The 19,872-nt window shown below is 67.1% G+C and carries 20 protein-coding genes; 17 read left to right on the top strand and 3 right to left on the bottom strand.

Features of this window, described 5'->3' with window-relative positions:
* Window positions 1-35 precede the first annotated feature (35 nt).
* The gene (locus DIE16_RS15075; protein WP_124892594.1) at window positions 36-3,203 is read right to left on the bottom strand and encodes an Rne/Rng family ribonuclease; all 3,168 of its coding nucleotides are present in this window, start codon (window positions 3,201-3,203) and stop codon (window positions 36-38) included.
* 724 nt (window positions 3,204-3,927) lie between these two features.
* On the opposite strand from DIE16_RS15075, the gene DIE16_RS15065 reads away from it, so the two are divergent.
* From DIE16_RS15065 to DIE16_RS15050, 4 genes are read left to right on the top strand one after another with little or no spacing between them, the layout of a single operon-like run.
* Window positions 3,928-4,932 carry an RluA family pseudouridine synthase gene (locus DIE16_RS15065; protein WP_124892564.1) on the top strand — a complete coding sequence of 335 codons (1,005 nt, stop codon included), beginning with the start codon at window positions 3,928-3,930 and terminating at the stop codon, window positions 4,930-4,932.
* Window positions 4,933-4,937: 5 nt separating this feature from the next.
* Window positions 4,938-5,597 (top strand): HAD-IA family hydrolase, encoded by a 660-nt coding sequence (locus DIE16_RS15060; RefSeq protein WP_044844782.1) that lies wholly within the window; start codon window positions 4,938-4,940, stop codon window positions 5,595-5,597.
* Window positions 5,594-6,004 (top strand): Rieske 2Fe-2S domain-containing protein, encoded by a 411-nt coding sequence (locus tag DIE16_RS15055; RefSeq protein WP_124487462.1) that lies wholly within the window; start codon window positions 5,594-5,596, stop codon window positions 6,002-6,004. The genes DIE16_RS15060 and DIE16_RS15055 overlap by 4 nt, the downstream gene beginning before the upstream one ends.
* A gap of 12 nt (window positions 6,005-6,016) precedes the next feature.
* On the top strand, window positions 6,017-7,009 hold the full coding sequence (locus tag DIE16_RS15050; protein ID WP_124487461.1) for a S49 family peptidase: 993 nt from the start codon (window positions 6,017-6,019) through the stop codon (window positions 7,007-7,009).
* A 63-nt stretch (window positions 7,010-7,072) separates the two neighbouring features.
* Here the strand turns inward: DIE16_RS15050 and DIE16_RS15045 are convergent, their stop codons facing one another.
* Together DIE16_RS15045 and DIE16_RS15040 are read right to left on the bottom strand one after the other, a co-directional pair.
* A complete protein-coding gene (locus DIE16_RS15045; RefSeq protein WP_124892563.1) occupies window positions 7,073-7,795 on the bottom strand; it encodes an SAM-dependent methyltransferase in 723 nt (240 codons plus the stop codon).
* Window positions 7,792-8,424: a Maf-like protein gene (locus tag DIE16_RS15040; protein WP_124487459.1), complete on the bottom strand. Its 633-nt coding sequence runs from the start codon at window positions 8,422-8,424 to the stop codon at window positions 7,792-7,794. The genes DIE16_RS15045 and DIE16_RS15040 overlap by 4 nt, the downstream gene beginning before the upstream one ends.
* Before the next feature lie 265 nt (window positions 8,425-8,689).
* Between DIE16_RS15040 and DIE16_RS15035 the strand changes: the two genes are divergently transcribed.
* From DIE16_RS15035 to DIE16_RS14975, 13 genes are all read left to right on the top strand, one after another.
* Window positions 8,690-9,325 carry a DUF177 domain-containing protein gene (locus DIE16_RS15035; protein ID WP_124892562.1) on the top strand — a complete coding sequence of 212 codons (636 nt, stop codon included), beginning with the start codon at window positions 8,690-8,692 and terminating at the stop codon, window positions 9,323-9,325.
* Between the two features lie 98 nt (window positions 9,326-9,423).
* Window positions 9,424-9,603, top strand: coding sequence for a 50S ribosomal protein L32 (rpmF, locus tag DIE16_RS15030; RefSeq protein WP_006051932.1), 180 nt, complete (start codon window positions 9,424-9,426; stop codon window positions 9,601-9,603).
* 129 nt (window positions 9,604-9,732) lie between these two features.
* Window positions 9,733-10,839, top strand: a complete 1,107-nt coding sequence (gene plsX / locus DIE16_RS15025; protein ID WP_044844776.1) for a phosphate acyltransferase PlsX — start codon at window positions 9,733-9,735, stop codon at window positions 10,837-10,839.
* Window positions 10,840-11,829 (top strand): beta-ketoacyl-ACP synthase III, encoded by a 990-nt coding sequence (locus DIE16_RS15020; protein ID WP_044844775.1) that lies wholly within the window; start codon window positions 10,840-10,842, stop codon window positions 11,827-11,829. It abuts the gene before it with no gap.
* Between the two features lie 85 nt (window positions 11,830-11,914).
* Entirely contained in the window at window positions 11,915-12,847 is a 933-nt protein-coding gene (gene fabD, locus DIE16_RS15015; RefSeq protein ID WP_124892560.1) for an ACP S-malonyltransferase, read from the top strand.
* A 36-nt stretch (window positions 12,848-12,883) separates the two neighbouring features.
* Window positions 12,884-13,633 (top strand): 3-oxoacyl-ACP reductase FabG, encoded by a 750-nt coding sequence (gene fabG / locus DIE16_RS15010; RefSeq protein WP_044844773.1) that lies wholly within the window; start codon window positions 12,884-12,886, stop codon window positions 13,631-13,633.
* A 144-nt stretch (window positions 13,634-13,777) separates the two neighbouring features.
* On the top strand, window positions 13,778-14,017 hold the full coding sequence (gene acpP, locus DIE16_RS15005) for an acyl carrier protein (protein ID WP_004197638.1): 240 nt from the start codon (window positions 13,778-13,780) through the stop codon (window positions 14,015-14,017).
* Between the two features lie 164 nt (window positions 14,018-14,181).
* Window positions 14,182-15,414: a beta-ketoacyl-ACP synthase II gene (fabF, locus tag DIE16_RS15000; protein ID WP_044844772.1), complete on the top strand. Its 1,233-nt coding sequence runs from the start codon at window positions 14,182-14,184 to the stop codon at window positions 15,412-15,414.
* A 12-nt stretch (window positions 15,415-15,426) separates the two neighbouring features.
* Entirely contained in the window at window positions 15,427-15,891 is a 465-nt protein-coding gene (locus DIE16_RS14995) for a hypothetical protein (protein ID WP_124892558.1), read from the top strand.
* 91 nt (window positions 15,892-15,982) lie between these two features.
* On the top strand, window positions 15,983-16,582 hold the full coding sequence (rpoE, locus tag DIE16_RS14990; protein ID WP_006752490.1) for an RNA polymerase sigma factor RpoE: 600 nt from the start codon (window positions 15,983-15,985) through the stop codon (window positions 16,580-16,582).
* 87 nt (window positions 16,583-16,669) lie between these two features.
* Window positions 16,670-17,287, top strand: coding sequence for a sigma-E factor negative regulatory protein (locus tag DIE16_RS14985; RefSeq protein ID WP_124487502.1), 618 nt, complete (start codon window positions 16,670-16,672; stop codon window positions 17,285-17,287).
* A gap of 5 nt (window positions 17,288-17,292) precedes the next feature.
* Window positions 17,293-18,345, top strand: coding sequence for a MucB/RseB C-terminal domain-containing protein (locus DIE16_RS14980; RefSeq protein ID WP_124487456.1), 1,053 nt, complete (start codon window positions 17,293-17,295; stop codon window positions 18,343-18,345).
* Between the two features lie 16 nt (window positions 18,346-18,361).
* Window positions 18,362-19,867 (top strand): DegQ family serine endoprotease, encoded by a 1,506-nt coding sequence (locus DIE16_RS14975; RefSeq protein WP_044844768.1) that lies wholly within the window; start codon window positions 18,362-18,364, stop codon window positions 19,865-19,867.
* Window positions 19,868-19,872: the final 5 nt, after the last annotated feature.

Below are 19,872 nucleotides of genomic sequence, written 5' to 3'. Positions count from 1 at the left end.
GGAGGCGGGCTTTTCCTGGTCGGGCGATGCGCCGCTTAATGGTGCGACGTCTCGACCTGCTGCATCGGGGTCGTATCGACCGGCGGCAGCGCCTTGCGCTCGCGCGGCACGCGGGCCGGACGCGGCAGGCGCGACGCGGCTTCCTGGGCAGCGCGGAACTTGTCGGCATCCGTGTTCACCCACACGAGGCCGGCTTGTTCCAGCACGACGTCGAGGCTCGCCGAAGCGGGCGCAGCGGCCGGTTGAACCGGCGCCGGCGCGGGCGCGGCAACGGCTTCGACCGGGGCCGGTTCGACCTGAGCCGGTTCGACGGCTGCCGGCGCGACCGGTGCTGGGGCGACCGGTGCCGGAGCGACTTCAACCGCGGCGACCGGTGCCGGTGCGGCTTGCTCGACGGGCGCGGACTGCGGCGCTTCGACGGCAGCCGGCACTTCGAACGCATCGGTCGGCGACACCGCGACCGGTGCCGGGCCGGCTTCCGGAGCAGCGGCCGGCGCGACCGGTACCGATTCGGCGACCGGTGCGACCGGGGCGGGCTCGATCGGCGCGACCGGCGTCGCTTCGACGCGAACCGGTGCCGGTTGCGGCTCGACCACGGCCGGCTCGACCGCTTCGGCACGCTGTTCGACTGCGGCCTCGGCTACCACGGCGCCCGCTGCGGCGACCGCTGCCACGGCGACCGGTGCGGCCGTATGGGCCGGCTCGACCGCGCTCGGGGCTTCCGTCGTCATAGCTTGCACGGCTTCGCCGTCCGCGCCTTGCTCGGCGTGGTCGACGACTGCGCCTTCGTCCTCGCGCTCGCGACGACCGCCGCGGCGACCGCGGCGGCGGCGGCGACGTTCCTCGCCGTCACGTGCGCCGGCTTCCGCGTCGGCTGCGACATCGGCGCCCGGCAGGGCGACGGCTGCGGCCTGGTCGGCTTCCGCTTCCGGATGGTTCTCGCCACGGGTGACGGTCTCGAGCGTAGCCGCGTGTTGCGTCGGCTTGCGGCGCTCACCGCGCTCGCGACGTTCGCCGCGTTCCTGGCGCTCGCCGCGGCCGGCTGCCTCGACGGCTTCCGGCTGCTCGGTGCGCTCGCGCGGTTCGCGGTTCTCGCGCGGTTCGCGCGGCTCACGGCTTTCACGCGGCTCGCGCGGTTCGCGGCCTTCGCGCGGGCCACGGCCCTCGCGACCTTCGCGGCCCTCACGACCTTCACGGCTTTCGCGCGGCTCGCGGCCTTCACGCGGTTCGCGACCCTCGCGCGGTTCACGCGACTCGCGCGCTTCCTTGCCTTCGCGTTCCTGGCGTTGCGACTGGCCACGGCCTGCCGCTGCCTGGTCGCGACCACCCTGAGCCTGCTGGGCGCCGCCACGACGATTGCGGTTGCGATCGCCGCCGCGCTGCTCGGTCTTCTCGGTCCGCTCGCGGGCCGGACGGGCAGCCTGTTCCTTTGCCGGTGCCGGTGCGACCGGCGCGGGCGCCGGGGCCGGCGACATGCCGAACAGACCCTTCAGCCAGCCGATGAAGCCGCCGCTCGCCGCGGCGACCGGTGCGGGTGCCGCAACCGGCTCGACCGGGCGCTGCGGTGCCGGGCTCGGCGCCGGACGCTCGGGCGTGATGCCCTTGACCGCCGCTTCCTGCTTCGGCTTCACGTCGGCCGCGCGCTTGCTGTAGCCGGTTTCCGACTCCAGTTCGCGGGCGGCTTCCTCGGCCATCTTCCAGGACGCGCGCGGATCGTCGAGGCGCGCGTCGTCATGGCGCAGGCGCTCGAGCTTGTAATGCGGCGTATCGAGGTGCTTGTTCGGGATCAGCACGATGCCGACCTTGAAGCGCGACTCGATCTTGTTGATTTCCTGACGCTTTTCGTTGAGCAGGAAGGCGGTCACCTCGACCGGCACCTGGCAATGGATCGCCGCGGTGTTTTCCTTCATCGCTTCTTCCTGAATGATCCGCAGGACCTGCAGCGCGGACGATTCGGTATCGCGGATGTGGCCCGTGCCGTTACAGCGCGGGCACGTCACGTGGCTGCCTTCCGACAGGGCCGGACGCAGGCGCTGGCGCGACAGTTCCATCAGGCCGAAGCGGGAGATCTTGCCCATCTGCACGCGCGCACGGTCGTGCTTGAGCGCGTCCTTCAGGCGTTGCTCGACTTCGCGCTGGCTCTTCGCCGACTCCATGTCGATGAAGTCGATGACGATCAGGCCGCCGAGGTCGCGCAGGCGCAGCTGGCGGGCCACTTCGTCGGCCGCTTCGAGGTTCGTGCGGGTCGCCGTTTCCTCGATGTCCGCGCCCTTGGTCGCCCGCGCCGAGTTCACGTCGATCGCGACGAGCGCCTCGGTGTGGTCGATCACGATCGCACCGCCCGACGGCAGCGGCACCGTGCGCGAGTACGCGGTCTCGATCTGGTGCTCGATCTGGAAGCGGGAGAAGAGCGGCACGTCGTCGTGGTAGCGCTTCACCTTCGACACGTTGTCCGGCATCACGATGTCCATGAACGCACGGGCCTGATCGTAGATCTCGGTCGTATCGATCAGGATTTCGCCGATGTCGGGCTGGAAATAGTCCCGGATCGCGCGGATCACGAGGCTCGATTCCAGATAGATCAGCATCGGCTGGCCGGCATTGCCGCTTTGCGACGCCGCTTCGATCGCGCGCCACAGCTGCAGCAGGTAGTTCAGGTCCCACTGCAGTTCCTCGGCGCTGCGGCCGATGCCCGCGGTGCGGGCGATCATGCTCATGCCGTCCGGAATCTGCAGCTGCGCCATGGTTTCGCGCAGTTCCTGACGCTCGTCGCCTTCGATCCGGCGCGACACGCCGCCGCCGCGCGGATTGTTCGGCATCAGCACGAGGTAGCGGCCGGCGAGCGAGATGAAGGTCGTGAGGGCGGCGCCCTTGTTGCCGCGCTCTTCCTTCTCGACCTGGACGATCAACTCCTGGCCTTCGCGCAGGGCATCCTGGATGCGCGCGGAGCGCATGTCGATGCCTTCCTTGAAGTACTGGCGGGCGACTTCCTTGAACGGCAGGAAGCCGTGGCGGTCTTCGCCGTAGTTGACGAAGCACGCTTCGAGCGACGGCTCGATGCGCGTGATGACACCTTTGTAGATATTGCCTTTGCGCTGTTCGCGCCCGGCTGTCTCGATGTCGATGTCGATGAGCTTTTGCCCATCGACGATGGCGACGCGCAGCTCCTCCTGCTGCGTCGCATTGAACAGCATGCGTTTCATGAACGACTCCAGGCGGCTCTGCTGCCGGCGCCTCGCGGTTGTCAGTCGCGAGGGCGGGAACGACGGCAGGCCGCACCTTGTTGTGTTGTCACAAGCACGCTGGAGCGGGAAGGATGGCGGGGAGAATTGCCTGAAGAGGCGCTTGGGCCCGAAAGACGGGGCCGGCGGCCATAGGGCACCTGCGAACACGGCTTCAAAGCACGGCGTCCACACACCGCACGCTGCGAAAGCGCGCTAAGCCTGAGACCGGGGCACTGCCACGGGGCGCGCGCAATGCGTCGCGCGCGCCGACGGGCGGCAGATGCTGCGGCTTGGGCCGCAGCGGGGAGTATCGAATCCAGCCCGACTTTCCCGCCTGGGGTGTACTTCCCTGGTTTGACGTCGCCAAGCCCCGCACGCTTCGCGGGGCCAAATCGGGCGCAACGCCGTAATTTTCGCAACCGGCAGCCTGCGGACGCACCTCGCGCCGTCGGGCTGCCGATCAAATTCTTTTCAACCAACTTTCCGTTACCGCGGCGCCTGGTCGACCGAATCCGCCTGTGGGCGCGATCCTTGCCGACGGCCGGCGCCGTGCGTGCAACTTGCTGCATCTCTTTGATTAGGGGCGAGCAGCAGACCCCCGGCGCAAGTAAAATAACGGTTTGCGCTTGCGCCTTGCCCGATTCCGTCGGGACCGGCCTGTCAGGCCACCCTCAACGTCAGGCTGGGCAAAATTATATTCAGTATGAATGAGTTAGGCAAAATATCCCAGAATTCAGTCGCAAGCGGCCAGGTATCGATGATCCAGATCGACGAAAACTCGGCCGGTCAGCGGATCGACAACTTCCTGTTGCGCGTCTGTAAAGGCGTGCCCAAAAGCCATATTTACCGGATCCTGCGCAGCGGCGAAGTCCGCGTGAACAAGGGTCGGGTCGACGCCCAGTACCGTCTCGCGTTCGGCGACCTCGTCCGCGTGCCGCCCGTGCGGGTGGCGGCGGCCGACCTCGCGCGCGCCGACACGCCGATCGTGCCGCCCGCGCAGTTCGAGGTGCTGTACGAAGACGACGCGCTGCTCGTCATCAACAAGCCGGCCGGCGTCGCCGTGCACGGCGGCAGCGGCGTCGCGTTCGGCGTGATCGAACAGATGCGCCAGGCCCGCCCGCGCGCGAAATTCCTCGAACTCGTGCACCGGCTCGACCGCGAGACCTCCGGGATCCTGATGCTCGCGAAGAAGCGCACGGCGCTCGTCGGCCTGCACGAGCAGATCCGCGAGAACCGGATGGACAAGCGCTACTTCGCGTGCGGATACGGCGAATGGCAGCCCGACTGGGGCCGCCGTCGCGTGGTGAAGGCTCCGCTGTTCAAGTATTCGACCCCGGAAGGGGAGCGGCGCGTGCGCGTACAGGACGATGGCCTGCCGTCGCACACGGTGTTCAACCTGATCGAGCGCTGGCCGGACTACGCGCTGGTCGAGGCGGAACTCAAAACGGGTCGGACCCATCAGATCCGGGTGCACCTCGCGCATCTCGGCCTGCCGATCGCCGGCGACGCCAAGTATGGCGATTTCGCACTGAACAAGGCGCTGGCGCGCGCGAACGCGCAACCGTCGCTCAAGCGGATGTTCCTGCATGCGCACCGGCTCAAGCTCGCGCATCCGCTGACCGGCGAGGCGTTGCAGTTCGATGCGCCGCTGCCGGACGAATGCCGGCGCTTCCTCGATCAACTCCGCGCTCTGCGCGATACCGCCTGACTCGCATGGCCCGACAGCAATTTGATCTGATCGTCTTCGACTGGGACGGCACGCTGATGGATTCGACTGCGCACATCGCGCACAGCATCCAGGCCGCCTGCCGCGATCTCGGCCTGCCCACGCCGTCGGACGAGGCGTCCCGCTACGTCATCGGCCTCGGCCTGCGCGATGCACTGCAGATTACTGCTCCGACCCTCGATCCGTCCGACTATCCGCGGCTGGCCGAACGCTACCGCTATCACTACCTGCTGGACGATCAGCGCATCGAGCTGTTCGCCGGCGTGCGCGAACTGCTCGCGGAATTGCGCGATACCGGCTACCTGCTCGCGGTCGCGACCGGCAAGGGCAGGGTCGGGCTGAACCGCGTGCTCGACCAATCGAAGCTCACGAGCCTGTTCGATGCGACGCGCTGCGCGGACGAAACGTTCTCGAAGCCGCATCCGGCAATGCTGCACGAACTGACCCGTGAATTGGGGCAGGATCTCGCGCGTACCGTGATGATCGGCGACACCACGCACGACCTGCAGATGGCCGCGAGTGCGGGGGCGGCCGGCATCGGCGTCGCGTACGGCGCGCACACGGCCGATGCGCTGGCCGCGCTGACACCGCGCTTCGTCGCGCCGGACGTCGGCGCACTGGCCGCGTGGCTGCGGGAGCACGCATGAGCGCGGCGCCGGATGCCGTGCGCGTGTGCGCATCGGACGCGCTGGCCGACGGCGGTGCCGGCGTGCGCGTCGATGCGACGCTGCGCGGCGAGCAGGCGGTCGTGTTCTTCGTGCGCTACGAAGGCCGTGCATACGGCTACCTGAACCGCTGCGCGCACGTGCCGATGGAGCTCGACTGGGCCGAAGGGCAGTTCTTCGAGTCGTCGGGCCTGTACCTGATGTGCGCGACGCACGGCGCGATCTACGCGCCGGATACCGGCAAGTGCGTCGGCGGCCCGTGCCGCGGCGGCCGCCTGCGGCCGGTCGAGGTCGACGAGCGCGACACGCCGGACGGGCGTGCGGTATTCTGGCTACCGGATGCCGACTTGGGTCCCGCCGCTTCGCCCCCTCCCGCCACGACCGACTGACGACACCACTGCATGGCCGACCAACCGAACCTTCCTGATTCCTCGTCCCGTTCCGACAGCCGCGAACCGAACTGGGAGCGCGCGGCGCTCGAGCGGATCGCGCTCGCGGCCGTCAAGGAACAGCGCGCCGCGCGGCGGTGGAAGATCTTCTTCCGTTTCGCGTTCCTCGGCGTGTTCGTGCTGCTCGCGTTCGCGCTGATCGATTTCTCGAGCGACTCGAAATTCTCGGCGAGCGGGCGCCACACGGCGCTCGTGACGATCGACGGCGAGATCGCGGCGGGCACCAACGCGAACGCCGACGACATCAACACGGCGCTGGATACTGCTTTCGACGACAGCGGCACGGCCGGCGTCGTGCTGCGGATCAACAGCCCGGGCGGCAGCCCGGTGCAGGCCGGGATGGTCTATGACGAGATCCGCCGGCTGCGCAAGAAGTATCCGGACAAGCCGTTGTACGTCGTCGTGACCGACATGTGCGCATCGGGCGGTTATTACATTGCGTCCGCCGCCGACAAGATCTTCGTCGACAAGGCGAGCATCGTCGGCTCGATCGGCGTGCTGATGGACGGGTTCGGCTTCACGGGCCTGATGGGCAAGCTCGGCGTCGATCGCCGCCTGCATACGTCGGGCGAAAACAAGGGCTTCTACGACCCGTTCTCGCCCGAGACGCCGAAGATGGATGCCCACGCGCAGGCGCTGCTCGACCAGGTCCATGCGCAGTTCATCAAGGCCGTGAAGGACGGCCGCGGCAAGCGGCTGCACGAAACGCCCGACATGTTCTCGGGGCTGTTCTGGACCGGCGAAAAGAGCGTCGAGCTCGGACTCGCCGACGGCTACGGCACGACCGACACGGTCGCGCGCGACGTGCTGAAGGCGCCGGATCTCGTCGACTATACGGTGAAGGAAAGCCTGACGAACCGCGTCGCGCGCAAGTTCGGCGCGGCGGTCGGCGGTGCCGCGATGAAGGCGCTCACCGCGGGCGGCACGTCGTTCAGCCTGCGCTGAGCGGCGGCCAGCCGGCGCCGCGGCGAACGGGGCAGGGCGCCCCGTGTCGCGCGGCCGCCGGCTTCAGTTCGCGAGCAGCAGGAAGATGGCCGGGCGCTTCTGCAGATTCGGCGCAGGCGTCTTTTTCCAGTCCGCCACGGAGCGGCTGGCGATCGTCTCGGTCTCGAGGGTCAGGTCGGCCGCGACGCAGATTTGCGTCGACGGCGCGCAGGTCGCGACCAGCGTATCCAGCATCGCCTGGTTCCGGTACGGCGTCTCGATGAAGATCTGCGTCTGGCGCGCCTTGCGTGACAGTTGCTCAAGTTCGCGCAAGCGCTTCGCACGTGCGGCCGCATCGACCGGCAGGTAGCCGTTGAACGCGAAACTCTGGCCGTTCAGGCCCGACGCCATCAACGCGAGCAGGATCGAACTCGGCCCGACGAGCGGCACGACCTTCACGCCGCGCTCGTGCGCGCGGCGCACCAGCAGCGCGCCCGGATCGGCGACGGCCGGGCAGCCGGCCTCCGACACGAGGCCGGCGTCCGCGCCGGCAAGTATGGGCGCGAGCAGCCGGTCGATGGCGCCGGCCGGCGTATTGACGTTCAGTTCGCTGATCTCGATTTCCTGGATCGGCCGCGTCGCGCCGATCTTCTTCAGGAACGCGCGGGTCGTTTTCGCGTTTTCGCCGATGTAATAGCCGAGTGTGCCGGCGCGCGCCTGCACGGCGGCGGGCAGCACGGCGGCGAGCATCGATGCGTCGCCCTCGCCGAGCGTGTTCGGGACGAGATAGAGCGTGCCGGCGGTCATGCGCGGTCTCCTTGGGGTGCGGCGAACAGCGGATAACCGACGGCGCGCAGCATCCGCGTGAGCGCGATCAGCGGCAGGCCGACGAGCGCCGTCGGGTCGTCGGAGTCGATGGCATCCAGCAGCGCGATGCCGAGCCCTTCGGACTTCGCGCTGCCGGCGACGTCGTACGGCGTTTCCGCGCGCAGGTACGCATCGAGTTCGGCTTCGGGCAGCGAGCGAAAGCGCACGTGTGTGACGACGTCCTCGCTCTGCGTTTCGCCGGTGCGGCTGTCGTAAAGGCTGAGCGCGCTGTGGAATTCGACGTCGCGGCCCTGCATCGACAGCAGCTGCGCGAGCGCGCGCTCGTGCGTGCCGGGCTTGCCGATCTGGTGGCCGTCGAACGTCGCGACCTGGTCCGACCCGATCACGAGCACGCCGTCCGGCGCGTCGATCGTCGCCGCGACCGCGCGCGCCTTCGCACCGGCGAGGCGCAGCGCGGTCGCGGCCGGCGCTTCGCCCGCGAGCGGGGTTTCGTCGAGGTCGGGCGACACGACGTCGAACGGCAGGCCGAGGCGCTCGAGGAGCGCGCGGCGGTAGCGGGAACTGGAGGCGAGAATCAGCCGCGGCGGGCGGCAAACGGTATCCGGCATGGTCGGTTGGGTCGGTGAGTCGTCGGGTGTGGCGCGGTGTTGCAAGGGCGCAAGCATAAGTGATTGACCGCAAAAGGTAAAACAGGTATGCTTTCCCGCTTTTCGTCGGCAGGCTTTCCGCAGTGGTGGCGCCTGCCGGGTCTTCGGAAGTAAAGTACGTAATCGTGCGAGGCGTACGTGGCGTGGATCGCGTACGTGCGCGGCGTCAAATGAGTGGCGCCAGCAAGCCGGATCCCGCAAGTCAGCCTGTAGGCAGGAGCGCAACATGAACACTTCTTCTGGCAAGCCTGCGGCAGCGCTTGATCCGCACGCGGTCGATCTGTTCGAATTCGCCCGCAGCGGGCGGCAGGCAGCGGGTGCCGTGCGCCTGTCGCAACTGCAGCGCATGCTGAACGAAGTGCCGGCGGACGCGCCCGATCGCGACACGGTCTTCACGTGGCAGGCTGAAGGGTTCACCCAGAAGGAGTTGCAGGACGACGGCGCCGAAGGGCAGCAGCCGTATCTGCGCCTCGCGGTGCATGGCCATGCGTGGCTCACGTGTCAGCGCTGCATGACCCCGTACGACCAGACGTTCGACGTCGACATGACGTACCGGGTCGTTGCGACCGAAGAAGAAGCTGAAGAATTTCCGCTCGACGACGATGAAGCCGATGTGATCGTGGGCTCACGCCAGTTCGATCTCGTCGACTTGATCGAAGAGGAATTGCTGCTTTCGTTGCCGCTCGTGCCCAAGCACGAGGTTTGCCCGGCAGTTCACGAAAGCCTCGTGTCGGGTGCGAGCGGTCCTTCGGAAGACGCGGACGACGAGTCCGCCGAAGACGAGGACGAAGGCAAACGGCCGAATCCGTTCGCAGCGCTGGAAGCGCTGAAGAAGGACGGGGACGGCAGCAAGAAACACTAAGCAGTTGTGGCGCGGGAAGGCGTAAGGGCTTTGGGCCAGGGTAGTTAAGCGCCGGATCGGGCTGTGTTAGAATCCGGAAAATTATTTAGGAGTTAGTCATGGCAGTCCAGCAAAACAAGAAGTCGCCGTCGAAGCGCGGCATGCATCGTTCGCACGATTTCCTGACGGCAGCGCCGCTGGCAGTCGAGCCGAGCACGGGTGAAGTGCACCTGCGTCACCACGTCAGCCCGAACGGCTACTATCGCGGCAAGAAAGTCGTCAAGACGAAGAACGACTAAGCGTCAAGTCACGCGTTGCGCGCTACGATCGCCGTTCGCGTGACAACTGGTTCGCTTGACACTTTCCTGGCTCAACAAAAAGGCGGCATTCAACTGCCGCTTTTTTGTGCCTGAAATTCGTCGCATTCCATGACCGTAAAGCTCACAATCGATTGCATGGGAGGCGACCACGGCCCGTCCGTGACCGTTCCCGCGGCAGTCAAGTTCGTCCGCGCGCATCCCGATGCGCACCTGATGCTCGTCGGCATCGAAAGCGCGATCCGCGCTCAGCTGAAAAAGCTGAAAGCCCTCGACGATCCCGCGCTGACCATCGTGCCCGCCACCGAAGTCGTGGCGATGGACGACCCTGTCGAAGTGGCGCTGCGCAAGAAGAAGGATTCTTCGATGCGTGTCGCGCTCAACCACGTCAAGGAAGGCGCGGCCCAGGCCTGTATTTCCGCCGGCAACACCGGCGCGCTGATGGCCGTTTCCCGTTATGTGCTCAAGACGCTGCCCGGCATCGAGCGGCCCGCGATCGCGTTCGCGCTGCCGAACCCGACCGGCTACACGATGATGCTGGACCTCGGCGCGAACGTCGACTGCGAGCCGCAGCACCTGCTGCAGTTCGCGGAGATGGGACACGCGCTCGTCGCCGCGCTCGAAGGCAAGGAGCGTCCGACGATCGGCCTGCTGAACATCGGCGAAGAGGTCATCAAGGGCAACGAGACCATCAAGCGCGCCGGCGAACTGCTGCGCGCCAGCACGCTGAATTTCCGTGGCAACGTCGAAGGCAACGACATCTACAAAGGCACGGTCGACGTGATCGTCTGCGACGGCTTCGTCGGCAACGTCGCGCTGAAGACGTCCGAAGGGCTCGCGCAGATGCTGTCCGACATCATCCGCGAGGAGTTCGGCCGGTCGCTGATGTCGAAGCTGATGGCGCTGCTCGCGCTGCCGGTGCTGATGCGTTTCAAGAAGCGCGTCGATCACCGCCAGTACAACGGCGCGGCGCTGCTGGGGCTGAAGAGCCTCGTGATCAAAAGCCACGGTTCGGCCGACGCCTACGCGTTTGAGTGGGCGATCAAACGGGGTTATGATGCCGTCAAAAACGGCGTGCTGGAGCGCCTCACGCGTGCGATGGCGGACAATTCGGTGTCGCTCGGCGACGGCGAACACGACGCGGGCGGCGCAGGCCCGACGAGCCCGGCCGCAGGCCACCACGCCGAACCTTCCGCTGCGCAATCCTCTAAAGCATAAATGGCCCAATCGACTCTCTATTCCCGCGTGCTCGGCACGGGCAGCTACCTGCCGCCCGACCGGGTCACGAACCAGCAGCTCGCCGACCGTCTCGCGAAGGAAGGCATCGAGACGAGCGATGAGTGGATCGTTGCGCGCACGGGCATCCATGCGCGCCATTTCGCCGCACCGGACGTCACGACGAGCGATCTCGCGCTCGAAGCGGCGCGCCGTGCGATCGAGGCGGCCGATATCGATCCGCAGTCGATCGACCTGATCATCGTCGCGACTTCGACCCCCGATTTCGTGTTCCCCAGCACGGCTTGCCTGCTGCAGAACAAGCTCGGCATCAAGAACGGCGGCGCGGCATTCGACGTGCAGGCCGTGTGCTCGGGCTTCGCCTATGCGATGGCGACGGCCGACAGCTTCATCCGCAGCGGCCAGCACCGCACGGCGCTCATCGTCGGCGCGGAGACGTTCTCGCGCATTCTCGATTTCAAGGACCGCACGACCTGCGTGCTGTTCGGCGACGGCGCGGGCGCGGTGATCCTGTCCGCCTCGGAAGAGCCGGGCGTGCTCGGCAGCGCGCTGCACGCGGACGGCAGCTATTCGAACATCCTCTGCACGCCGGGCAACGTCAATCGCGGTGTGATCGACGGCAGCGCGTTCCTGTACATGGATGGGCAAGCCGTGTTCAAGCTCGCGGTCAACGTGCTCGAAAAGGTCGCGATCGAGGCGCTCGCCAAGGCGAATCTCGCGCCCGAGCAGGTCGACTGGCTGATTCCGCACCAGGCCAACATCCGCATCATGACCAGCACCTGCCGCAAGCTCGGCCTGCCGCAGGAGCGCATGGTCGTGACGGTCGACCAGCACGGCAACACGTCGGCTGCGTCGATCCCGCTGGCGCTCGACGCCGCAGTGCGCGACGGCCGCATCCAGCGCGGTCAGCACGTGCTGATCGAAGGCGTCGGCGGCGGCTTCACGTGGGGCGCGTCCGTCTTCCGCTACTGATCCGCGGCGCGCAACTGCTGCGCGCGGATCCCGAACCGGCGCGCCGTTCGTGCGCGCCGTCCGAATCGATTCAATTGGGGACGATATGAAATTCGCATTCGTTTTTCCGGGGCAGGGCTCGCAGTCGGTCGGCATGCTCAACGCATTCGCCGATCTCGCCGTCGTGCGCGAGACGCTCCAGGAAGCATCCGATGCACTCAATCAGGATCTCGGCAAGCTGATCGCCGAAGGTCCGGCCGAAGAGCTGAATCTGACCACCAACACGCAGCCCGTGATGCTGACGGCCGCCTACGCGTGCTATCGCGCATGGCAGCAGGCCGGCGGTCCGGCACCGTCGATCGTCGCGGGCCACAGCCTCGGCGAATACACGGCGCTCGTCGCCGCGGGCGCGATCGCGTTCAAGGACGCGGTGCCGCTCGTGCGCTTCCGCGCGCAGGCGATGCAGACGGCCGTGCCGGTCGGCCAGGGCGGCATGGCGGCGATCCTGGGTCTCGATGACGACACGGTGCGCGCGGTGTGCGCCGAAGCCGCGGAAGCGGGCGTCGTCGAAGCCGTGAACTTCAACGCGCCGGCGCAGGTCGTGATCGCGGGCGCGAAGGCGGCCGTCGAGAAGGCCTGCGAGATCGCGAAGGCGAAGGGCGCGAAACGCGCGCTGCCGCTGCCGGTATCGGCGCCGTTCCATTCGTCGCTGCTCAAGCCGGCATCGGACCAGTTGCGCGACTATCTGGCAAACGTCGACGTGAAGGCGCCGCAGATTCCGGTCGTCAACAACATCGACGTCGCGGTGGTCAGCGATCCGGCCGCGATCAAGGACGCGCTGGTGCGCCAGGCCGCGGGCCCGGTGCGCTGGGTCGAATGCGTGCGGCACATCGCGGGCACGGGCGTCACGCACGTGATCGAATGCGGTCCGGGCAAGGTGCTGGCAGGCCTGACGAAGCGCATCGACGGCAACCTGGTCGGCGCATCGGTGTTCGATCCGGCTTCGCTCGACGAAGCACTGAAGCTGGCGACCGCCTGACGCGGCGCCTTTCCTCAAGAGACGGATATTCGATTCATGGAAAAGACTCTCGATAAACAGGTCGCGATCGTGACCGGCGCATCGCGCGGCATCGGCCGGGCGATCGCGCTCGAACTCGCGCGCCTGGGCGCGACGGTGATCGGCACGGCGACGAGCGAATCGGGCGCCGCCGCGATTACCGCCGGGTTCGCGGAAGCGGGCGTGACGGGCCGCGGCGCGGTGCTGAACGTCAACGACGCGGCGGCAGCCGAAGCGCTGATCGACGCGACCGTGAAGGAATTCGGCGCGCTCCACGTGCTCGTCAACAACGCGGGGATCACGCAGGACCAGCTCGCGATGCGGATGAAGGACGAGGACTGGGATGCGGTGATCGACACCAACCTGAAGTCGGTGTTCCGCCTGTCGCGCGCGGTGCTGCGCCCGATGATGAAGGCCCGCGGCGGCCGCATCATCAACATCACGTCGGTGGTCGGCTCGGCCGGCAACCCGGGCCAGGTCAACTACGCGGCCGCGAAGGCCGGCGTCGCGGGCATGACGCGTGCGCTTGCACGTGAAATCGGCAGCCGTGGCATCACGGTGAACTGCGTCGCGCCGGGCTTCATCGACACCGACATGACGAAGACGCTGCCGGAAGAACAGCAGGCCGCGCTCAAGACCCAGATTCCGCTCGGCCGCCTCGGCAGCCCGGCAGACATCGCCCATGCCGTCGCGTTCCTCGCATCGCCGCAGGCCGGTTATATCACCGGCACGACGCTGCACGTGAACGGCGGCATGTACATGTCGTAACGGTTTTCGTTTACCATCCGCGCCGTATCCCGTTTTTCAGGCGGATCGGTGCTTGATCGACCATCAAGCCAACGCGCGTTTTGCCGTCAGCAAACCTGATAAAATGCGCGCACTTGTAAATCTGAACTTTCCCTCGGAGGGGTAATGGATAACATCGAACAACGTGTCAAGAAGATCGTCGCTGAGCAACTGGGCGTCGCGGAAGCCGAGATCAAGAACGAAGCATCGTTCGTGAACGATCTGGGCGCGGATTCGCTCGACACGGTCGAACTGGTGATGGCTCTGGAAGACGAGTTCGGCATGGAAATCCCGGACGAAGAAGCAGAGAAGATCACGACCGTTCAGCAAGCGATCGACTACGCTCGCGCAAACGTCAAGGCGTAAGCGCCTTTCGCGCTTGTCCGCCACGTCGCCGCGATCTTCGCGATTGACGCGCCATCCTGCCGGCTTCGTGCCGGACGGACTAACAGCCACAGGGCTCGCAGGGCTGGTTCCTGTGGCCACTGTGGCTTTTGTTTTTGTCATCCAATAATGGAAAAGAGGTTACCGTGAGCCGCCGTCGTGTTGTTGTTACAGGCCTGGGGCTGATTTCGCCTGTTGGCAATAATGTTGCCGACGGCTGGGCCAATCTCGTCGCCGGCAAGTCCGGTATCGCCACCGTCACGAAGTTCGATGCGTCGAACCTCGCCTGCCATTTCGCGGGCGAAGTGAAGGGTTTCAGCGCCGAGGAGTACATCCCGGCGAAGGAAGCCCGCAACATGGATACGTTCATCCATTACGGCATCGCAGCCGGCGTCCAGGCGATCCGGGACAGCGGCCTCGAAGTGAACGAAGCCAATGCGGAACGCATCGGCGTGCTGGTCGGCTCCGGTATCGGCGGCCTGCCGATGATCGAAGACACGCACCAGACCTACGTCGATCGCGGCCCGCGCCGGATTTCGCCGTTCTTCGTGCCGGGTTCGATCATCAACATGATCTCGGGTCACCTGAGCATCATGTTCGGCCTGAAGGGCCCGAACCTCGCGGCCGTGACGGCCTGCACGACCGGTCTGCACAGCATCGGCCTCGCGGCGCGCCTGATTCAGGCCGGCGACGCCGACGTGATGGTCGCGGGCGGCGCCGAATCGACGGTGTCGCCGCTGGGCATCGGCGGTTTCGCGGCCGCGCGCGCGCTGTCGACCCGCAACGACGATCCGGCCACCGCGTCCCGTCCGTGGGACAAGGACCGTGACGGCTTCGTGCTGGGCGAGGGCGCAGGCGTGATGGTGCTCGAGGAATACGAGGCGGCGAAGGCACGCGGCGCGAAGATCTATGCGGAGGTCTCGGGCTTCGGCATGACGGGCGATGCGTATCACATGACCGCGCCGAACATGGACGGTCCGCGCCGCTGCATGGTCGCGGCACTGCGCGACGCCGGCGTGAACGCGGACGAGGTCCAGTACCTGAACGCGCACGGCACGTCGACGCAGCTCGGCGACAAGAACGAGTCCGATGCGGTGAAGGCGGCATTCGGCGAGCACGCGTACAAGCTCGTGGTGAACTCGACGAAGTCGATGACGGGTCACCTGCTGGGTGGCGCGGGCGGCCTCGAGTCGGTGTTCACGGTGCTGGCGCTGCACAACAACGTGTCGCCGCCGACCATCAACATCTTCAACCAGGACCCCGAGTGCGATCTCGACTACTGCGCGAACACCGCGCGTGACATGAAGATCGACGTGGCCGTGAAGAACAACTTCGGCTTCGGCGGTACCAACGGCACGCTGGTGTTCAAGCGCGTCTGACGCTGAAATCGCTTGACGAGTCCATTCGATGCTCCGGCCGGGCGTCCGCAATGCTTTGCATTGCGGGCCTCGGCCGTGTCGTATGTGGTGCTGGCCGCGTTCGTCGCGGCGGCGGCCGCCTGCGCGTACCTGTTCTGGGCGCCGCGGGCCGGTGCCGCTGCCGGCGCGTGCGTGTCGGCGGCGACGGCCGCGCTGCTTGCCGTGTGCGCCGCGCGGGCCTGTGCCCGCCGGCTGCCGGCCGAGTTGCGGATCGATGCATTCGGGGAGATTGCGGCGTTTGGCCGCACCGGGCGCTTGCTGGCCCGGGGCCGCGTGACGGGCCATGCACACTGGAGCAGCCTGCTGCTCGTGCTGTCGGTCGGGCAGGGCGCCCGGCGCGCGCGGCCGTTGCTGATTCCGGCCGATGCGCTCGACGCCGCGTCGTTCAGTGCGCTGTCCGTGCTGGCGCGTACCGCGGGCACGGCGGGGCGGGCATGACGGCGGCGCGGTTACCAGCCGTAACCAGCGGCCGGCGCCGGAACGCTACAATAACGCTCCGCGTTGCATCCCTAGTTAACGGATTTGTCAGGTGAGTGAAAAAGAAATCGATCAGGCTCTGGTCGAGCGCGTACAGAAAGGCGACAAGGCAGCGTTCGAACTCCTGGTCTCCAAATACCACCGCAAGATCATTCGGCTGATCTCGCGCCTCGTGCGGGATCCCGCCGAGGTCGAGGATGTGGCCCAGGACGCGTTCATCAAGGCGTACCGTGCGCTGCCGCAATTTCGCGGCGAGTCGGCGTTCTACACGTGGTTGTACCGGATTGCCGTCAATACGGCGAAGAACTACCTTGCGACGCAGGGCCGGCGGGCACCGACCTCCACCGAGGCCGATGCCGAGGAAGCGGAAACTTTCTCCGACGCAGACCAACTAAGGGATATCAACACGCCTGAGTCGATGTTGATGAGCAAGCAGATTGCCGAGACGGTCAACGCTGCAATGGCCGTCCTGCCCGAAGAGCTGCGCCAGGCGATTACGCTGCGCGAGATCGAGGGCTTGAGCTACGAAGAGATCGCGGAAATGATGGATTGTCCGATCGGGACGGTCCGGTCGCGGATCTTCCGGGCGCGCGAGGCAATCGCTGCGAAATTGCGTCCGCTGCTCGATACGCCCGAAGGCAAGCGCTGGTAAGCGCGGCGGGCGCAACGACGCGGGTCGGGGTCTATTACGGATAGAGTCGTGAAATCACGACGGGGTGTGTGCAAGATGGGGAGCATCATGGGGTCGGTCAATACGCAGTCGCAAGCGTGCTCGCGCGGCGAGCGCCTTTCCGCTCTGGTCGACGGTGAACTGTTCGACGGCCCGGATCACGGGCAGTTTCTGGCTGAGCTCGACCGCGCGGATCGCGCTGCGTGGGCCCATTACCACCTGATCGGCGATGCGCTGCGCTCGGACGAGCTCGCGCTGTCGCCCGCGCTGAGCGTCGCGTTCACCGCGCGCATGTCCGCCGCGCTCGAAAGCGAGCCGCACCTGCTCGCGCCGGCCGCCGCGCCGGTCGCGCGCAAGCTGCTGTCGCTGCGCCGGCGTGTCGTGCCCGCGTTCGCGGTGGCCGCCGCGGCAGCCACGCTGACGTGGATCGTCGTCCCGCAGATGCAGACGGCGGGTGTGCCGGGCGCCGTCCAGGTCGCATCGGCAGGCGCGCCGCAGAGCGGCAACCTGCAGCGCGTGACGGTTGCACAGGCATCGGCGCAGCCGGGCCTGCAGGACGTCAACATCATCCGCGACGCAAGTCTCGACCAATACCTTGAAGCGCATCAGCAATTCGCGCAGCAGCCCGTCGTCACGGGCTCGATGCCGCTGATCCGCGCTGCCGTGACCACCACGCCAGGCCAATAAACCCGATGCGGACATTGCAGTTGAATCACGCCATCTCCGGATGGAAGCGGCTGCCGGCTCTCCTGCTTTGCGCAGCCGCCCTGTTGTCCGTTCAATCCCTGCCTGCCAGCGCCCAGCAACCGGACGATCCCGTCGCGACCCGCAAGGGTGCGGCGGACTGGCTCGACCGCATCCAGCAGGCGGCGCAGCAGCAGAGCTACGAGGGTACGTTCGTCTACCAGCGCGGCGGGTATGTCCAGTCGTCGCGCATCGCGCATGTGGCGTCCCGCGACGGCGAGTTCGAGCGCATCGAGTCGCTCGACGGTAAGCCGCGCAAGGTGCTGCGGCATAATGACGAGCTGTACACGTTCGTGCCCGAGCGCAAGCTGTGCGTGGTCGAGCGCCGCCAGACGCGCGATTCGTTCCCCGCGCTGCTTGGTGCCGGCGGCGAGCACGTGATGTCCGTCTACGACGCGAAGCTGCTCGGCAAGGACCGTGTGGCCGGGATTGACGCGCAGGTGGTCGAGCTCGTGCCGAAGGATGCGTACCGCTTCACCTACAAGCTGTGGGCCGACACCCGCACCGGGCTGCTGCTGCGTTCACAGACGCTCGATGCGAGCGATCACGTGCTCGAGCAGGTCGCGTTTTCGCAGCTGCAGACGGGCGGCGCGACCGGTGACAAATCCGCGATCGCGGCCGGCATGCGCAACCTGAGCGGCTGGACGGTGGTCCGCCCGCCGGTCGCGGCGGTCGACATGGAGGCGCAGGGCTGGCAGATCGCGCCGACCATCGCCGGCTTCCGGAAGATTCGCGAGGTGCGCCGGCCGATGGCCGCGCGCGACGCCGGCGATCCGCCGATTCCGGTCGACCAGGCCGTCTTCACGGACGGCCTCGCGACGATCTCCGTCTTCATCGAGCCGGCCGAAAAGAATACGCGCAAGGAAGGCGCGGGCAGCACCGGCGCGACCCACGTGCTCGTGAAGCGTCGCGGCGACTACTGGATCACCGTGCTCGGCGAAGTGCCGCCGGCCACGTTGCAGCAGTTCGCGTCTGCCATAGAATACAAGGCTTCCAAGTAACGCTACGGCTTCCGACATGACGAAACTCACGCTGCGCAAAGTGTTCGCGGCGGCGGTGCTGTGTGCCTGCCTGCCCCTCGCCCCGCATACCGCGGCCGCGGTCACGCCTCCCGCTGCCAGCCTTCCCGATTTCGCCGATCTGGTCGAAAAGGTCGGGCCGGCTGTCGTGAACATCCGGACCACCGCGAACGTGCCGACGCCCGGCCCGCGCGGCGTGCTCCCGCCAGGCTTCGATAATGGCGACATGTCGGAATTCTTCAGGCGCTTCTTCGGCATTCCGCTGCCGCAGGCGCCCGGCAACGGTGGTGGCGGCGGCAATGGCAATCCGAAGAACGCGCCGGCGCCGGACAATCCGCCCGACACCGAACAGAACCGCGGTGTCGGTTCGGGCTTCATCGTGTCGGCAGACGGCTACGTGATGACAAACGCGCACGTCGTCGACGACGCGGACACCATCTACGTGACGCTGACCGACAAGCGCGAATTCAAGGCGAAGCTGATCGGCGTCGACGACCGCACGGACGTCGCGGTCGTCAAGATCCAGGCGTCGAACCTGCCGGTCGTCGCGATCGGCGATTCGAACAAGGTGCGCGTCGGCGAGTGGGTCGTCGCGATCGGTTCGCCGTTCGGCCTCGACAACACCGTGACGGCCGGCATCGTGAGTTCGAAGAGCCGCAACACGGGCGATTACCTGCCGTTCATCCAGACCGACGTCGCGGTGAACCCCGGCAACTCGGGCGGCCCGCTGATCAACATGCAGGGCGAGGTGATCGGCATCAACTCGCAGATCTACAGCCGCACCGGCGGTTTCATGGGCATTTCGTTCGCGATCCCGATCGACGAGGCGATGCGCGTGGCCGACCAGCTGAAGGCGACCGGCAAGGTCACGCGCGGCCGCATCGCGGTGGCGATCGGCGAGGTGACGAAGGACGTGGCCGACTCGATCGGGCTGCCGAAGGCGGAAGGCGCGCTCGTCAGCAGCGTCGAACCGGGCGGTCCGGCCGACAAGGCCGGTATCCAGCCGGGCGACATCATCCTGAAGTTCAACGGCCGGCCGGTCGATACGGCGTCGGATCTGCCGCGCATGGTCGGCGACACGAAGCCGGGCACCAAGGCGACCGTCAGCGTATGGCGCAAGGGTCAGGCGCGCGATCTGCCGATCACGATCGCCGAGACGCCGGCCGAGACGACGGCGAAGGCCGAGCAGCGCAAGAGCGCGCCGCAGAAGCCGCGCCAGGCGAATTCGCTCGGCTTGACGGTCAGCGACCTTTCCGCGGATCAGCTGAAGTCGCTGAAGCTGAAGAACGGCGTGCAGATCGACGGCGTCGACGGCCCGGCGGCCCGAGCGGGGCTGCAGCGCGGCGATATCGTGCTGCGCGTCGGCGACACCGACATCACGAGCGCGAAGCAGTTCGCCGACGTGACCGCGCAGCTCGATCCGCAGAAGGCGGTCGCGGTGCTGGTGCGGCGCGGCGACAACACGCAGTTCGTGCCGGTGCGCCCGCGCGCGGTTCAGAAGTAACGCGC

This window comes from Burkholderia sp. Bp9090, from assembly GCF_003857985.1.
GTDB lineage: Bacteria > Pseudomonadota > Gammaproteobacteria > Burkholderiales > Burkholderiaceae > Burkholderia.
This window is presented reverse-complemented; position numbering and strand designations above follow the sequence as displayed.

What these genes read in the sequence shown, in the direction of transcription:
- DIE16_RS15075 (WP_124892594.1), bottom strand. Translation starts at nt 3,203, where the DNA reads ATGAAACGCATGCTGTTCAATGCGACGCAGCAGGAGGAGCTGCGCGTC.
- DIE16_RS15065 (WP_124892564.1), top strand. Translation starts at nt 3,928, where the DNA reads ATGAATGAGTTAGGCAAAATATCCCAGAATTCAGTCGCAAGCGGCCAG.
- DIE16_RS15060 (WP_044844782.1), top strand. Translation starts at nt 4,938, where the DNA reads ATGGCCCGACAGCAATTTGATCTGATCGTCTTCGACTGGGACGGCACG.
- DIE16_RS15055 (WP_124487462.1), top strand. Translation starts at nt 5,594, where the DNA reads ATGAGCGCGGCGCCGGATGCCGTGCGCGTGTGCGCATCGGACGCGCTG.
- DIE16_RS15050 (WP_124487461.1), top strand. Translation starts at nt 6,017, where the DNA reads ATGGCCGACCAACCGAACCTTCCTGATTCCTCGTCCCGTTCCGACAGC.
- DIE16_RS15045 (WP_124892563.1), bottom strand. Translation starts at nt 7,795, where the DNA reads ATGACCGCCGGCACGCTCTATCTCGTCCCGAACACGCTCGGCGAGGGC.
- DIE16_RS15040 (WP_124487459.1), bottom strand. Translation starts at nt 8,424, where the DNA reads ATGCCGGATACCGTTTGCCGCCCGCCGCGGCTGATTCTCGCCTCCAGT.
- DIE16_RS15035 (WP_124892562.1), top strand. Translation starts at nt 8,690, where the DNA reads ATGAACACTTCTTCTGGCAAGCCTGCGGCAGCGCTTGATCCGCACGCG.
- rpmF (WP_006051932.1), top strand. Translation starts at nt 9,424, where the DNA reads ATGGCAGTCCAGCAAAACAAGAAGTCGCCGTCGAAGCGCGGCATGCAT.
- plsX (WP_044844776.1), top strand. Translation starts at nt 9,733, where the DNA reads ATGACCGTAAAGCTCACAATCGATTGCATGGGAGGCGACCACGGCCCG.
- DIE16_RS15020 (WP_044844775.1), top strand. Translation starts at nt 10,840, where the DNA reads ATGGCCCAATCGACTCTCTATTCCCGCGTGCTCGGCACGGGCAGCTAC.
- fabD (WP_124892560.1), top strand. Translation starts at nt 11,915, where the DNA reads ATGAAATTCGCATTCGTTTTTCCGGGGCAGGGCTCGCAGTCGGTCGGC.
- fabG (WP_044844773.1), top strand. Translation starts at nt 12,884, where the DNA reads ATGGAAAAGACTCTCGATAAACAGGTCGCGATCGTGACCGGCGCATCG.
- acpP (WP_004197638.1), top strand. Translation starts at nt 13,778, where the DNA reads ATGGATAACATCGAACAACGTGTCAAGAAGATCGTCGCTGAGCAACTG.
- DIE16_RS14985 (WP_124487502.1), top strand. Translation starts at nt 16,670, where the DNA reads ATGGGGTCGGTCAATACGCAGTCGCAAGCGTGCTCGCGCGGCGAGCGC.
- DIE16_RS14980 (WP_124487456.1), top strand. Translation starts at nt 17,293, where the DNA reads ATGCGGACATTGCAGTTGAATCACGCCATCTCCGGATGGAAGCGGCTG.
- DIE16_RS14975 (WP_044844768.1), top strand. Translation starts at nt 18,362, where the DNA reads ATGACGAAACTCACGCTGCGCAAAGTGTTCGCGGCGGCGGTGCTGTGT.